13 protein-coding genes, 2 tRNA genes and 1 rRNA gene are annotated in these 12,911 nt (G+C 54.3%); 12 read left to right on the forward strand and 4 right to left on the reverse strand.

The window, feature by feature from the left end:
* Positions 1 to 41 precede the first annotated feature (41 nt).
* The 3 genes from rrf (at position 42) to dkgB (ending at position 1,254) form a co-directional block, all read left to right on the forward strand.
* Positions 42 to 157: ribosomal RNA gene (gene rrf, locus PUP35_RS04030) — 5S ribosomal RNA — on the forward strand.
* A 56-nt stretch (positions 158 to 213) separates the two neighbouring features.
* A tRNA-Asp gene (locus PUP35_RS04035) sits at positions 214 to 290 on the forward strand.
* Between the two features lie 160 nt (positions 291 to 450).
* Positions 451 to 1,254 (forward strand): 2,5-didehydrogluconate reductase DkgB, encoded by an 804-nt coding sequence (gene dkgB, locus PUP35_RS04040; RefSeq protein ID WP_271366801.1) that lies wholly within the window; start codon positions 451 to 453, stop codon positions 1,252 to 1,254.
* Between the two features lie 29 nt (positions 1,255 to 1,283).
* Here dkgB and yafC read toward each other — a convergent pair whose 3' ends face one another.
* Positions 1,284 to 2,189: a DNA-binding transcriptional regulator YafC gene (gene yafC / locus PUP35_RS04045; RefSeq protein WP_045909864.1), complete on the reverse strand. Its 906-nt coding sequence runs from the start codon at positions 2,187 to 2,189 to the stop codon at positions 1,284 to 1,286.
* A 104-nt stretch (positions 2,190 to 2,293) separates the two neighbouring features.
* Between yafC and PUP35_RS04050 the strand changes: the two genes are divergently transcribed.
* From PUP35_RS04050 to PUP35_RS04060, 3 genes are all read left to right on the forward strand, one after another.
* The gene (locus PUP35_RS04050) at positions 2,294 to 3,469 is read left to right on the forward strand and encodes an MFS transporter (RefSeq protein WP_274242137.1); all 1,176 of its coding nucleotides are present in this window, start codon (positions 2,294 to 2,296) and stop codon (positions 3,467 to 3,469) included.
* Positions 3,470 to 3,605: 136 nt separating this feature from the next.
* Complete coding sequence (locus tag PUP35_RS04055) at positions 3,606 to 4,406, forward strand: endonuclease/exonuclease/phosphatase family protein (protein WP_024909448.1); 801 nt, start codon at positions 3,606 to 3,608, stop codon at positions 4,404 to 4,406.
* Between the two features lie 75 nt (positions 4,407 to 4,481).
* Positions 4,482 to 5,255 carry a class I SAM-dependent methyltransferase gene (locus PUP35_RS04060; protein WP_274242139.1) on the forward strand — a complete coding sequence of 258 codons (774 nt, stop codon included), beginning with the start codon at positions 4,482 to 4,484 and terminating at the stop codon, positions 5,253 to 5,255.
* Positions 5,256 to 5,307: 52 nt separating this feature from the next.
* Here the strand turns inward: PUP35_RS04060 and mltD are convergent, their stop codons facing one another.
* Together mltD and gloB are read right to left on the reverse strand one after the other, a co-directional pair.
* On the reverse strand, positions 5,308 to 6,672 hold the full coding sequence (gene mltD, locus PUP35_RS04065) for a murein transglycosylase D (protein WP_274242141.1): 1,365 nt from the start codon (positions 6,670 to 6,672) through the stop codon (positions 5,308 to 5,310).
* A gap of 68 nt (positions 6,673 to 6,740) precedes the next feature.
* On the reverse strand, positions 6,741 to 7,499 hold the full coding sequence (gene gloB, locus PUP35_RS04070; RefSeq protein ID WP_274242144.1) for a hydroxyacylglutathione hydrolase: 759 nt from the start codon (positions 7,497 to 7,499) through the stop codon (positions 6,741 to 6,743).
* 32 nt (positions 7,500 to 7,531) lie between these two features.
* Here gloB and PUP35_RS04075 point away from each other — a divergent pair, with 32 nt between their 5' ends.
* Positions 7,532 to 8,248, forward strand: a complete 717-nt coding sequence (locus PUP35_RS04075) for a class I SAM-dependent methyltransferase (RefSeq protein ID WP_115874289.1) — start codon at positions 7,532 to 7,534, stop codon at positions 8,246 to 8,248.
* Here PUP35_RS04075 and rnhA read toward each other — a convergent pair whose 3' ends face one another.
* Complete coding sequence (gene rnhA / locus PUP35_RS04080) at positions 8,249 to 8,716, reverse strand: ribonuclease HI (RefSeq protein ID WP_008500276.1); 468 nt, start codon at positions 8,714 to 8,716, stop codon at positions 8,249 to 8,251.
* A 64-nt stretch (positions 8,717 to 8,780) separates the two neighbouring features.
* On the opposite strand from rnhA, the gene dnaQ reads away from it, so the two are divergent.
* The 5 genes from dnaQ (at position 8,781) to PUP35_RS04105 (ending at position 12,909) form a co-directional block, all read left to right on the forward strand.
* The gene (gene dnaQ, locus PUP35_RS04085; RefSeq protein ID WP_048029949.1) at positions 8,781 to 9,512 is read left to right on the forward strand and encodes a DNA polymerase III subunit epsilon; all 732 of its coding nucleotides are present in this window, start codon (positions 8,781 to 8,783) and stop codon (positions 9,510 to 9,512) included.
* Between the two features lie 132 nt (positions 9,513 to 9,644).
* A tRNA-Asp gene (locus PUP35_RS04090) sits at positions 9,645 to 9,721 on the forward strand.
* A 379-nt stretch (positions 9,722 to 10,100) separates the two neighbouring features.
* Positions 10,101 to 10,820 carry a FadR/GntR family transcriptional regulator gene (locus PUP35_RS04095; protein WP_274242151.1) on the forward strand — a complete coding sequence of 240 codons (720 nt, stop codon included), beginning with the start codon at positions 10,101 to 10,103 and terminating at the stop codon, positions 10,818 to 10,820.
* Positions 10,817 to 11,830, forward strand: a complete 1,014-nt coding sequence (locus PUP35_RS04100) for an ABC transporter ATP-binding protein (RefSeq protein WP_274242153.1) — start codon at positions 10,817 to 10,819, stop codon at positions 11,828 to 11,830. Before PUP35_RS04095 ends, PUP35_RS04100 begins: the two co-directional genes overlap by 4 nt.
* Positions 11,827 to 12,909, forward strand: coding sequence for an ABC transporter ATP-binding protein (locus PUP35_RS04105; RefSeq protein WP_249575826.1), 1,083 nt, complete (start codon positions 11,827 to 11,829; stop codon positions 12,907 to 12,909). The genes PUP35_RS04100 and PUP35_RS04105 overlap by 4 nt, the downstream gene beginning before the upstream one ends.
* Positions 12,910 to 12,911 lie beyond the last annotated feature (2 nt).

Here is a 12,911-nt window from a genome sequence, read left to right on the forward strand (position 1 = left end):
GAACAATCAAATTCAGCCTGATACAGATTTAACAGAATTTGCCTGGCGGCTTTAGCGCGGTGGTCCCACCTGACCCCATGCCGAACTCAGAAGTGAAACGCCGTAGCGCCGATGGTAGTGTGGGGTCTCCCCATGTGAGAGTAGGGAACTGCCAGGCATCAAATTAAGTAGTAAGCCGGTGCATTAATCCGGTGGTTACAAGCAGTCTTCGGTGGAGCGGTAGTTCAGTCGGTTAGAATACCTGCCTGTCACGCAGGGGGTCGCGGGTTCGAGTCCCGTCCGTTCCGCCACTTATTAAAAGCCCTGAGCGTTAGCTCAGGGCTTTTTTCTTATCTGACGCTTAATTATTGCGAAATCAGCAAAAATCCTCTGCGTTTTGCGATCTTTTTCTCTATAACAACGCCAGCGATAATCGTCCTCAGTTTACGAACATAACGATTGAGGAATAGTATGACTCTCCCCGCATTTGGTCTGGGCACTTTCCGCCTGAAAGACGACGTTGTTATTGCATCAGTTAAAACCGCACTCGAACTGGGCTATCGCGCGGTTGATACGGCGCAGATCTATGAAAACGAAGCTGCCGTAGGACAAGCTCTCGAAGAGAGTGGTGTACCGCGTAATGAGCTGTTCATCACCACGAAAATCTGGATTGAGAATCTCAGCAAAGACAAGCTGATCCCAAGCCTGAAAGAAAGCCTGAAAAAACTGCGTACTGACTATGTAGATTTGACGCTGATCCACTGGCCATCACCGAATGATGCCGTCTCCGTGGAAGAATTCATGCAGGCATTGCTGGAAGCGAAAAAGCAGGGATTAACCCGCGAAATTGGGATCTCCAACTTCACGATCCCGCTGATGGAAAAAGCTATTGCTGCTGTTGGCGCAGAAAATATTGCGACCAACCAGATTGAGCTGTCTCCGTACCTGCAAAATCGTAAAGTCGTGGACTGGGCAAAACAGCACGGGATCCACATCACCTCATACATGACGCTGGCCTACGGTAAGGCGCTGAAAGATGAAGTGATTACGCGTATCGCTGAGAAACATAACGCGACTGCCGCGCAGGTCATTCTGGCATGGGCAATGGGTGAAGGTTATGCCGTGATCCCATCATCAACTAAGCGTGAAAACCTGGCCAGCAACCTGTTAGCAACGGATCTTCATCTGGATGCTGACGATAAAAAAGCGATTGCCGCGCTGGAGTGCAACGATCGTCTGGTCAGCCCGGAAGGTTTAGCTCCTGACTGGGATTAAGTTTGACCCGCCCTCTGTAACCTGAACCCTCACACAGCTCCTCCGGGAGCTGTTTTTATATGTTCACTCAGAAAATCAATAAAGGCACGAATGCGCGTACTCACCGCTCTGTCACTGTAATACACCGCGCTAAAAGGCATTTCGACCGGCAGGCGTTTATCGGCCATCAATTCCACCAGCTCACCCCGGGCAATCTCCTTATCAATCATATAGTCTGACAAGCAGGCGATACCATTTCCTTCAAGGCACAGCTGCTTCAGCGTTTCCCCGCTGTTAGATGACAATCCGCTCGTAATTTCATGAAGTTGACCATCATGACAGGCGACAGGCCAGGTGTTCAGCGATACCGGCTCCGTAAAGCCCAGGCACAGATGCTGCTTCAGTTCTTCAACCGTCTCCGGTTTACCATGTTCAGCAATATACTGTGGCGACGCGATAATTTTACGGTAGCTGGCAAACAGAGGGCGGGCACGCAAGCTTGAATCGGTCAGCGTTCCCGCCCGAATAGCCACATCCACTTTACGCTCGATGAGGTTAATAAACGTCTCTGAGGAGACGAGAGAAAGCGTCATCTCCGGATAGCGTTCGCGGAAAGGTTTAATCAGCGGCATCAGAAAGTGAAGCACAACCGGCGTGGCTGCATCAATGCGCAGTAATCCGCGCGGCGTGCTGCGGGTCTCCATTATCTCGGTCTCCGCTGCGGCCATCTCCTGCAGTACCGACTGCACGCGGCGAAAATAACGCTCTCCTTCTTCCGTCAGGCTCAGCTGTCGCGTCGTTCGGTTGAGCAGACTCACTCCAAGCTTCATCTCCAGTTTTTTTACCGAACGGCTGATGGCTGAGTTAGCCTGTCCCAGCTGTTCGGCCGCGCGGCTAAAGCTGCCGCTTTCAACGACGGCGACAAAGATTGTCAGCTCTTCCGATGTTGCTTTCATTGTTGCACCACCTGCAAAATTCTATTGAGATTTTGACCATTTTTGTTATTTAAGCACTGGCGCATACTGCCTGTCATCTTAATCCTGATGATACGGAGTATTTTATGCCACTGGCGCTACTTGCCCTGACGATCAGTGCCTTTGCAATTGGCACGACCGAATTTGTTATTGTGGGACTGGTTCCCACTATTGCTAATCAGCTTGCGATCTCGTTACCCTCTGCCGGGCTGTTGGTGTCTATCTACGCCCTGGGCGTCGCCGTCGGGGCGCCAGTGCTGACGGCACTGACCGGGCGTTTTCCGCGTAAGCAGCTGTTAGTCGCGCTGATGGTGCTGTTCACCGCCGGCAACATTCTGGCCTGGCAGGCACCGGACTACACCACGCTGGTGATTGCCCGTCTGTTGACCGGCCTTGCGCACGGGGTGTTCTTCTCGATTGGTTCCACTATTGCAACCAGCCTGGTACCCAAAGATAAAGCGGCCTCCGCCATTGCGATCATGTTTGGTGGACTTACCGTTGCACTCGTTACGGGCGTACCGCTGGGAACGTTCATCGGACAACACTTCGGCTGGCGCGAAACGTTCCTGGCCGTCTCCTTACTGGGGGTCATCGCCCTGGTGACCAGCCTGCTGCTGGTGCCGTCGAATATTCCAGGCCGGGCGAGCGCCAGCCTGCGCGATCAGCTGAAGGTGCTTACGCATCCGCGTTTGCTGATCATCTACGCGGTAACTGCATTGGGTTATGGCGGCGTATTTACCGCTTTCACCTTCCTGGCGCCGATGATGCAGGATCTGGCTGGCTTCTCCCCCAATGCCGTAAGCTGGATTTTGCTGGGATACGGTATTTCCGTTGCCATTGGTAATATCTGGGGCGGCAAGCTTGCAGATAAGCATGGCGCGGTACCAGCACTGAAATTTATCTTCGCCGCGCTGGTTGTTCTGCTGATGATTTTCCAGTTCACCGCTTCGATACACTACGCCGCGCTGGTCACGGTACTGGTCATGGGGATCTTCGCCTTTGGCAATGTGCCCGGGCTTCAGGTTTACGTTGTCCAGAAAGCCGAGCTTTATACGCCTAATGCAGTGGATGTGGCTTCCGGCCTGAATATTGCCGCTTTTAATATTGGTATCGCGCTGGGCTCCATCGTTGGTGGGCAAACCGTCGAACACTTCGGATTAACCCAGACCCCGTGGATTGGAGCGGTGATTGTCCTGGTGGCCTTCCTGCTGATTGGCCTGAGCGGGCGCCTTGATAAACCTGCTCGCGTCGCGCTGGGTTAATATAAGTAAGCGCTTGCTTACAAAACTGGAAAGCGGTTTCTCAGAAATTGCGTTGAAAGTGTGACCTAAAGTCCCTATAACATTAGAACCAGTCCGTTTTCCGGGCTGGTTCATGTTACAGAGGCTGTTTCCAAAAGTGCGAAAAAATACCTATGCCATGCGTTATGTTGCCGGAATGCCCGCGGAGAGGATCTTGCCTCCGGGGTCATTTGCGAGCATAAGCCAGGCATTACCCGCCGGCACGCCGTTAAGTAGCGATGAGAAAATCCGCGTACTGGTATGGAATATCTTTAAGCAGCAGCGTGCCGAATGGTTATCGGTGCTCAAGAATTTTGGAAAAGATGCCCATCTGGTTCTGCTCCAGGAGGCGCAAACCACCCCGGAGCTGGTACGGTTTGCCACCACGAACTATCTTGCCGCCGACCAGGTGCCTGCATTTGTCCTGCCGCAACATCCCTCAGGCGTGATGACGCTTTCTGCAGCACATCCCGTCTATTGCTGTCCGCTGCGCGAACGCGAACCTATCCTGCGTCTGGCGAAATCGGCGCTGGTGACGGTCTATCCGCTGCCGGATACCCGAATGCTGATGGTTGTGAATATCCATGCGGTAAATTTCAGCCTGGGCGTGGATGTCTACAGTAAGCAGTTACTTCCCATTGGCGATCAGATAGCGCATCACAGCGGGCCCATCATTATGGCCGGTGATTTCAATGCCTGGAGCCGTCCGCGCATGAATGCGCTCTATCGCTTCGCGCGCGAAATGTCGCTGCGTGAAGTTCGTTTTAGCGACGACCAGCGCAAAAAAGCCTTTGGTCGTCCTCTCGATTTCGTCTTCTATCGTGGTTTGAGCGTGCACGATGCCTCTGTTCTGGTGACGCGCGCCTCGGATCATAACCCTCTACTAGTCGAATTCAGTCCCGGCAAACCTGATAAATAATGGTGTGTCAGGTCTGCCGTGGGGCAGGCCTGCGCGGGTGCTGCCCTTTATTTTTCACTCACAAAGGACAGTACGATGACAACAACACACTCCCATCATGACAACGTAGAAAGACAGTTTGGTTCTCAGGCAAGTGCCTATCTGAGCAGCGCCGTGCACGCTTCCGGTCGCGATCTGGTGCGTCTCGGTGAACGTCTGTCTGCGTTCCCGCAGGCGCACGTTCTGGATTTAGGCTGCGGGGCTGGGCATGCCAGCTTTACGGCTGCGCAGCAGGTGGCGCAGGTTACCGCATATGACTTATCCAGCCAGATGCTGGACGTCGTTGCCGAGGCGGCGAAAGCGAAGGGGCTGAACAACATCAATACGCGCCAGGGCTATGCCGAATCCTTACCGTTTGATGATGCGTCGTTTGAGGTGGTTATCAGCCGTTATTCCGCGCACCACTGGCATGATGTCGGCCAGGCATTACGAGAGGTCAAACGCGTTCTGAAGCCGGGCGGCACATTCATCATTATGGATGTGATGTCACCTGGGCATCCGGTGCGCAATATCTGGCTGCAAACGGTGGAAGCGCTGCGCGACACCTCGCATGTGCAAAACTACGCCAGCGGAGAGTGGTTATCGCTTATCACGGAAGCGGGACTGATTACACGCTCGTTAATCACAGACCGTTTGCCGCTGGAGTTTAGCTCGTGGATAGCGCGTATGCGCACCCCGGAAGCATTAAGTCAGGCGATCAGGCTGTATCAGGAGAGTGCATCCGCGGAGGTAAAGGCGTACTTTGAACTGCAAAACGATGGTTCATTCACCAGCGATACCATCATGGCTGAAGCGCAAAAAGCGGGATAAACAAAAAAGGCACCGAGGGGAATCGGTGCCTTTTTATCTTTCGATCGTGCTATCAGGAGTCTGGCGTAGCGCTGTTCTTCACAAACAGCGTCAGCTGGTCGCCAGGTTTCAGATTGTCAGTATCATTGTTCCAGCGCATCACATCCTTGATGTTTACGCCGTGTCGTTTTGCGATACTGGATAGTGAATCGCCCTTGCGCACGCGATAGGTAATGCTATCGCTGCTGCTGGCGAGACGCTGTGCGCTGCTACCTGCACCTACCGTCAGAGTCTGACCCACTTTCAGGCCGGAGCTGCGCAGATTATTCCACTGCTGCAGATCTTTCGCATTCACGCCAAGACGTGACGCAATGCCCGAAAGCGTATCACCTGAACGAACCTTATAGCTGCGGCTGTTGACTGATGATGCATCCGCGATCAGCGTTGACTGAACGGCGGCGATTTCACCAGAAGCTAAAGACTCACGTAACTGGTCAGCATGTTTCTGCGGAACCATTACATACTGCGGGCCACTTGCCCCCAAGGTTGAGCCTTTAACGCCAGCATTAAAGGTTTTCAATTTACTTACCGACATACCCGTCATATCAGCAACCTGTTGAATATCAACTGGATTGCTGAGGCGAACACGCGCCAGTGCACGACTTTCGTCTGGTGTTGGCAGTTGTACACCGTAACGCTTGCTGTTCTTGAGAATATCGCTCAAAGCCAGCATTTTCGGTACGTAAATCTTTGTTTCCTGTGGCAGTGAGAGCGACCAAAAATCGGTGGATTTACCCCGTGCTTTATTCGCTTTCATTGCCTTCAGTACACGACCTTCGCCACTATTATACGCTGCGACCGTTAACAGCCAGTCGCCGTCAAACATCTTGTTCAGACGTTGCATCATGTCGAGAGCGGCTGTCGTTGAAGCGACAACATCGCGACGCGCATCATAGTTGCGGGTCTGTTTCAGACCATAGTTTCGCCCTGTGCTCGGAATGATCTGCCAAATGCCTGCGGCATTGGCGCCAGACGTCGCGTGTGGGTCAAAAGCGCTCTCCACTATGGGTAGGAGTACCAGCTCCATAGGCATGTTACGTTTCTTAACTTGCCCGGCTATCCAGTACATATACGGCTCTGCCCGTAACGTTACATCGTGGAGATAGCTCTTATTTCTTAAATACTTCTGTTTCTGTTCGCGAATCCGGGTATTTTCCGGAATTCCCATCTTTAGCTCGTCGCCAATAGAGGTCCACAAGTCTTGATCCTGCGCGAAAGATGTTCCATCGTCCATCCAGCGCGCCGAACTTGCAAACTTCCCTGCTTCCCCTTGACCAGCTGCAGAAAGGCTCTGTGCGTGCTGTTGTACGTTGCTGCCATTCTGTGACTGGCAACCTACAAGCAGGACAGAGGCGAGTAATATCGCTTTTGCCTTCATGTGTGTGTCAATAGTTGCTTAAAAGACGAGCGATGATAACGGCGAAATTTTGAAAAGGCAACCCGCAATTATCTGAAGTTATCTTTCTTTGACCTTAACCATGCAAATCGCTGTTCTGGTTGTTGCAAATTTGTTTCTTGGTTAATTTTATTAATTAAATCAATATCATCTGTTCGTAAAAATAAATTAATTTGGCGCTCGTTTTTCAGAATTACGGGGAGTGTTTTTTGGTTTTTTGCACGTAACTCCTTCACTTTGTGATAATAATCCTGAATCGCCCGATCCTCAGGCAACAGGCTGACGGCAAACTTCATATTTCCTAATGTATACTCATGGGCGCAACAAATAACGGTGTCATCGGGCAATGCGTTAATCTTCTGTAAAGACTGGTGCATTTGCGCTGGTGTACCTTCAAACAATCTTCCGCAGCCTCCGGAGAACAGGGTATCGCCGCAAAAAAGATAAGGCTTACTGTAGAAACACAGATGTCCCAAAGTGTGACCCGGTGTAGCAAATACGGAAAACTCCCACTCACGGATGAGGATATTTTCGCCTTCTTCGACTACATGCGTGATTCCCTTATCTTGTGCTTCTGCCGGTCCGTAAACCACAAGATGCGGAAAATGAGCGCGCAGTTCAGGCACGCCGCCAGTGTGATCGTTATGATGATGCGTCAACAGAATGGCTTCTGGCTGCCAGTCGTTCTCTTTTATTGCGCGCAGAACAGGGGCCGATTCTCCGGGATCGACAATGACGCATCGACGATCGTCGTCAACCAAAACCCAGATGTAATTGTCCTGAAACGCTGGAATACTGATAAGATTCATACATTACCTCTTATAGCGTGGCGGGTGTTTTGATGAAACCGGCAAGGATACCTCAGACTGTCGCAGCACCGGAACGTTGGGCGGAATTGCCCTGGGGTGAATATTATCGCGAAGCGTTAGAACAACAGCTGAAGCCCTGGCTCGCGAAAATGTATGGCTTTCACCTGCTTAAGATTGGCAATCTCAGCGCGGAAATCAATACCGAAAGCTGCGCTATCTCGCATCAGGTCAACGTCTCTCTCGGCGGATCGCCGGTTCAGGTAAAAGCAGATCCGTTGCATCTGCCGTTTGCGGAAAAATCCGTTGATGCGTGTTTACTCGCTCACACGCTGCCCTGGTGCAGCGATCCGCATCGTCTGCTTCGTGAAGCCGATCGCGTGCTTATTGATGACGGCTGGCTGGTACTTAGCGGATTCAATCCGTTAAGCCTGATGGGTCTGCGTAAGCTGGTGCCGGTGCTACGCAGGAATCCACCTTACAACAGCCGGATGTTCACCATGATGCGCCAGCTCGACTGGCTGTCACTGCTGAACTTTGAAGTGCTCTGCTACGGTGGTTTTCAGGTGCTGCCCTGGGCGCGGCAGGGTGGCGTGGTGCTGAGCACCCATCTCCCCGCCCTGGGCTGTTTGCAGTTTATCGTCGCGCGTAAGCGAACCATTCCCCTTACGCTTAACCCCATGAAGCAAAGCAAATCGAAAACGCCCATCCGCCAGACCGTCGGCGCCACGCGGCAATACAAAAAGCCGTGATCAGGATTCGGGCTGATAGCCCGCGTCCTCATGCGCAGGGTTAGCGGCCGCCGCACGCGCCAGCTCGTCACAGCGTTCGTTTTCCGGATGGCCGGCGTGCCCTTTAACCCACTCCCATTTAATCTGGTGCTGACCCAGCGCAGCATCAAGACGTTTCCAGAGATCGACGTTCTTGACCGGTTTCTTATCGGCGGTTTTCCAGCCGCGTTTTTTCCAGTTATGGATCCACTGGGTGATCCCCTGACGCACGTACTGACTGTCGGTACTTAACACCACGTCACAATGTTCTTTTAATGCCTCCAGCGCCACGATGGCCGCCATCAACTCCATCCGGTTGTTGGTGGTCAGAAAATAGCCTTCACTAAAGGTTTTTTCGTGCTGGCGATAGCGCATAATCGCGCCGTAGCCGCCGGGCCCTGGGTTACCGAGACAAGATCCATCGGTGAAAATTTCTACCTGTTTACGCATCTCTGGTAGACTTCCTGTATTCGAAACGTTCAGTTAAACGATAAGTCTGACATAAATGACCGCTATGAGCACTGCAATTACTCGCCAGATCGTCCTCGATACCGAAACCACCGGTATGAACCAGATCGGCGCGCACTACGAAGGGCATAAGATCATCGAGATCGGCGCCGTTGAAGTGGTGAACCGTCGTCTTACGGGGAACAACTTCCACGTTTACCTCAAGCCCGATCGGCTGGTGGACCCCGAAGCGTTCGGCGTTCACGGGATTGCCGATGAGTTCTTGCTGGATAAGCCGACGTTTGCGGATGTGGCTGACGAGTTCCTGGAATACATCAAGGGCGCCGAGCTTGTCATCCATAACGCCTCGTTCGATATCGGCTTTATGGACTATGAATTCAGCAAGCTTAATCGTGATATCCCGAAGACGAACACCTTCTGTAAGGTGACGGACAGTCTGGCGCTGGCAAGGAAGATGTTCCCCGGCAAGCGTAACAGCCTGGATGCACTCTGCTCGCGCTACGAGATAGACAATACCAAGCGAACGCTCCACGGGGCGTTGCTCGATGCCCAGATCCTGGCCGATGTCTATCTGACGATGACCGGCGGGCAGACGTCAATGAAGTTCAGTATGGAAAATGAGTCTCAGCAGACGCAGGGCGAAGCGGGCATTCAGCGTGTTGTTCGTCAGGCCAGTCGGCTACGGGTTGTTTTAGCCAGTGACGAAGAGCTGCTTAACCACGAATCCCGTCTTGATCTGGTGCAGAAGAAGGGCGGCAGCTGTCTCTGGCGTGCCTGAAAAAACGCCGGAATGCCTGTAAAATCATCGTTTGGACGATTTTTGCAGCAAACGATTCAAAACGCGAGAAAAAGCGTTGACGAGATCGGAGGCGCACCGTAATATGCGCCTCGTTCCCCAAACGGGAACAGTGGAGCGGTAGTTCAGTCGGTTAGAATACCTGCCTGTCACGCAGGGGGTCGCGGGTTCGAGTCCCGTCCGTTCCGCCACTATTCAGAAGGCCTGAATCAGAAATGATTCAGGCCTTCGTCGTTTCAGCGTTCTGTAATCTCATCCTCTCTCTTGTCGTTAACAAAAAGTTAATGTCTATGGTGCAATTAATTAACAATTGCACAGGTGTAGTGCGTTATTTGCACTGTTGTTGTGCATTTTGCCACCGCGCCTCTCTTCAGACCTCATTCAGAATGTGTCTTTCTGTAAAAATAATTCACGCAGAATCATTTGGTTATCTCCCGCTTGCCAAAAAAATACCGAACCAATTATGTATTGGTTTGGTTATTGCTTAATCATTAGCACGATAAGCTTCATTTCATATCAATAACTTATCGTTAATAAAAATAAAGTCATGATGAAAGCGAGCGAACCAATATGCAAAAACCGTCACGGTTTCTGGCCAATTCCAGCACCGCGCTTGAGCAGTTGCGCGGGCTTATCAACCAGCACGAGTCAACACCAGGCATACCGCTGCCCACGGAACGTGAGCTGTCGGACACTCTCGGCGTAGGACGACGTGAAGTGCGTCGTGCGCTCGATGTGCTGGAAGAAGAGGGGCGCATCTGGCGTAAGCAGGGCAAAGGAACCTTTATTGGCCCGGCGGCACCCGTTGAACCGCTGGCCCTTCAGGGATTGGTTCAGCAGACCAACCTTCTGGAAGTGATGGAAGCTCGTCTACAGCTCGAACCCGGCTTAGCCCGGCTTGCGGCACTGCGTGCCACCAGGGAAAACCTCGCGCTTATGCAGCGCATGCTGGAACGCATCGACAAGGTCAGCCCGGACGACCGCGATCTTAACGAACTCTGGGATAGCGCCTTTCACCGGGCTATTGCCGAGGCTGCGGGCAACCGCCTGATGCTCGGCCTGTTTGATGCCATTGATGCCGTACGGCGCGAGCCGGGCTGGCAGCATCTGCGTGAATTGGCCCGCACCCCCGAACGTGTCGACAGCTATAACGACCACCACCATAAGATCATGTCTGCGATTATCCATCGCCAGCCTAATGAAGCCGCGGCAGCCATGCGCGAACACCTGCTCAGCCTGCAAACCGCCCTGATTCAGGCGATCCACCTTGAGGACGACTTCACGCCATGACGACTATACCTTTTAAGGACGCCACCCCCGTATTGCGAGTGCAAAACCTCAACGTTACGTTCGCGGGCTCGCCGGTTAGCGTGCTTGACGGTATCTCGCTGACCGTCAGGGCGGGCGAAACGCTGGCGCTGGTGGGTGAGTCCGGCTGCGGGAAAAGTATTACCTCACTGGCGCTGATGGGGTTATTGCCCGCCAGCGCACGGATCGTCAGCGGGGAGATGCTGTTTCGCCGCCACGATCTGCGCAAGCTCTCGCCGCGGGAATATGCCGACCTGCGCGGCAGCGAGCTGGCGATGGTTTTTCAGGAGCCGATGACCTCGCTCAATCCGGCATTTACGCTGGGGGATCAGCTGAGCGAAGCGGTTGTGCGGCACCAGAACGTCTCGCGCGCAGAGGCGATGAAGGTCGCGCTGCAGATCCTCGAGAAAGTGCAGATCCCGGCGGCAGAGATGCGCCTCAAGGCTTATCCTCACCAGCTTTCCGGCGGCATGCGCCAGCGGGTGATGATTGCAATGGCGCTGATTAACCACCCCAAACTGCTGATTGCCGACGAACCGACCACTGCGCTCGACGTCACCATCCAGGCGCAAATCCTCGCCTTGCTCAATACCTTGAAAGAGGAAACCGGCACGGCGGTGATGATGATCACCCACGATTTGGGCGTGGTGGCAGAAGTCGCCCAGCAGGTAGCGGTGATGTATGCCGGACAGGTAGTGGAGCAGGGGAGCGTGGAGGCGATATTTGCCGATCCGCAGCACCCTTACACCATCGGCCTGATGGGCTCGATTCCCTCTCTTGGCGCACGCAAGGGCCAGCTCTCCACCATTCCCGGCGCGGTCCCGCTCCCGGAATCCATGCCGCAAGGCTGCCGTTTTGCGACGCGCTGCCCGTTTGCGCAGTCGCGCTGCCATGATGAAAAACCGCAGCTCACCACGCTCGGCGCGGGCCATCGGGTCGCCTGCTTCCGCGTGCCGCTCGAACATCACATTGCCCTGGGAGAGACCGCATGACCACGCCCATACTTGAAGCCCGTGACCTCAGCAAGCTTTTCCCAGGCCCCAAAAAGCTCTTTACTCCGGCACGGTTTGTCACGGCGGTCGATCGCGTGTCGCTTGCCGTCATGCCGGGCGAAACGCTGGCGATTGTCGGCGAGTCCGGTTCCGGAAAATCCACGCTTGGCCGTCTGCTGCTGCGCCTGCTGGCCGCCAGCGAAGGGCGCGTATTTTATCAGGGGGAAGAGATCACCCACGCCTCGGGCGCGCGCCTCAATCAGCTCCGCCGCGAGCTGCAGATCATCTTTCAGGATCCCTTCGCGTCCCTGAACCCACGCATGACGGTGGAGCAGATCGTCGGCGAGCCGCTGTGGCTGCACCAGAACATGAAGAAAGCGGACCGCCAGTACCGCGTTGCCGAGCTGCTTAAAACCGTGGGCTTGCCTGCCGCCTGGGCCGGGCGCTATCCGCACGAGTTTTCCGGCGGACAACGCCAGCGTATCGGCATTGCGCGCGCGCTGGCCTCGGGACCGAAGCTGCTGCTGGGGGATGAGCCGGTTTCCGCGCTGGACGTCTCCGTCCAGGCGCAGGTGGTTAACCTGCTGGAGAGCCTGAAGAACCAGCTGGGGCTGACGATGGTGATTGTCGCCCACGGTCTGGCGGTGATCCGCCACATGAGCGATCGCGTGGCGGTCATGTATCTCGGGCAAATCGTCGAGCTTGCCACCGTTGACGAGATTTTTGACGCGCCGCTGCACCCCTATACTCAGGCGCTGATCGCCTCGGCGCCGCAGATGCAGCCGGGCACTGAACGCGACGCGCCGCTGCTGCAGGGGGATCTGCCCAACCCGGCCAGCCCGCCGTCCGGCTGCCGTTTCCACACCCGCTGCCCGTACGTCACCGACGAATGCCGCCAGGTCGAGCCGATCAATCAGGTGCTCGACGGTGGACGTCAGGTTGCCTGCCACCGCTGGCAGGAGATCAACCGCGATCGCAGCGTTATTCAGATCGCACCGCCATCCGCCGCATTTCTGCGCCGCCGCGCGCTGTTTGAACACGCGGTTACCCACTCGTCCCTTCCTTCAAGGAACTCATGATA

Origin of the sequence: Enterobacter sp. S-33 (assembly GCF_028735835.1) — a bacterium.
Lineage (GTDB): Bacteria > Pseudomonadota > Gammaproteobacteria > Enterobacterales > Enterobacteriaceae > Enterobacter > Enterobacter vonholyi.

Coding starts and splice junctions, on each gene's coding strand:
- dkgB (WP_271366801.1), top strand. CDS start 451: ATGACTCTCCCCGCATTTGGTCTGGGCACTTTCCGCCTGAAAGACGAC.
- yafC (WP_045909864.1), bottom strand. CDS start 2,189: ATGAAAGCAACATCGGAAGAGCTGACAATCTTTGTCGCCGTCGTTGAA.
- PUP35_RS04050 (WP_274242137.1), top strand. CDS start 2,294: ATGCCACTGGCGCTACTTGCCCTGACGATCAGTGCCTTTGCAATTGGC.
- PUP35_RS04060 (WP_274242139.1), top strand. CDS start 4,482: ATGACAACAACACACTCCCATCATGACAACGTAGAAAGACAGTTTGGT.
- mltD (WP_274242141.1), bottom strand. CDS start 6,672: ATGAAGGCAAAAGCGATATTACTCGCCTCTGTCCTGCTTGTAGGTTGC.
- gloB (WP_274242144.1), bottom strand. CDS start 7,499: ATGAATCTTATCAGTATTCCAGCGTTTCAGGACAATTACATCTGGGTT.
- PUP35_RS04075 (WP_115874289.1), top strand. CDS start 7,532: ATGAAACCGGCAAGGATACCTCAGACTGTCGCAGCACCGGAACGTTGG.
- rnhA (WP_008500276.1), bottom strand. CDS start 8,716: ATGCGTAAACAGGTAGAAATTTTCACCGATGGATCTTGTCTCGGTAAC.
- dnaQ (WP_048029949.1), top strand. CDS start 8,781: ATGAGCACTGCAATTACTCGCCAGATCGTCCTCGATACCGAAACCACC.
- PUP35_RS04095 (WP_274242151.1), top strand. CDS start 10,101: ATGCAAAAACCGTCACGGTTTCTGGCCAATTCCAGCACCGCGCTTGAG.
- PUP35_RS04100 (WP_274242153.1), top strand. CDS start 10,817: ATGACGACTATACCTTTTAAGGACGCCACCCCCGTATTGCGAGTGCAA.
- PUP35_RS04105 (WP_249575826.1), top strand. CDS start 11,827: ATGACCACGCCCATACTTGAAGCCCGTGACCTCAGCAAGCTTTTCCCA.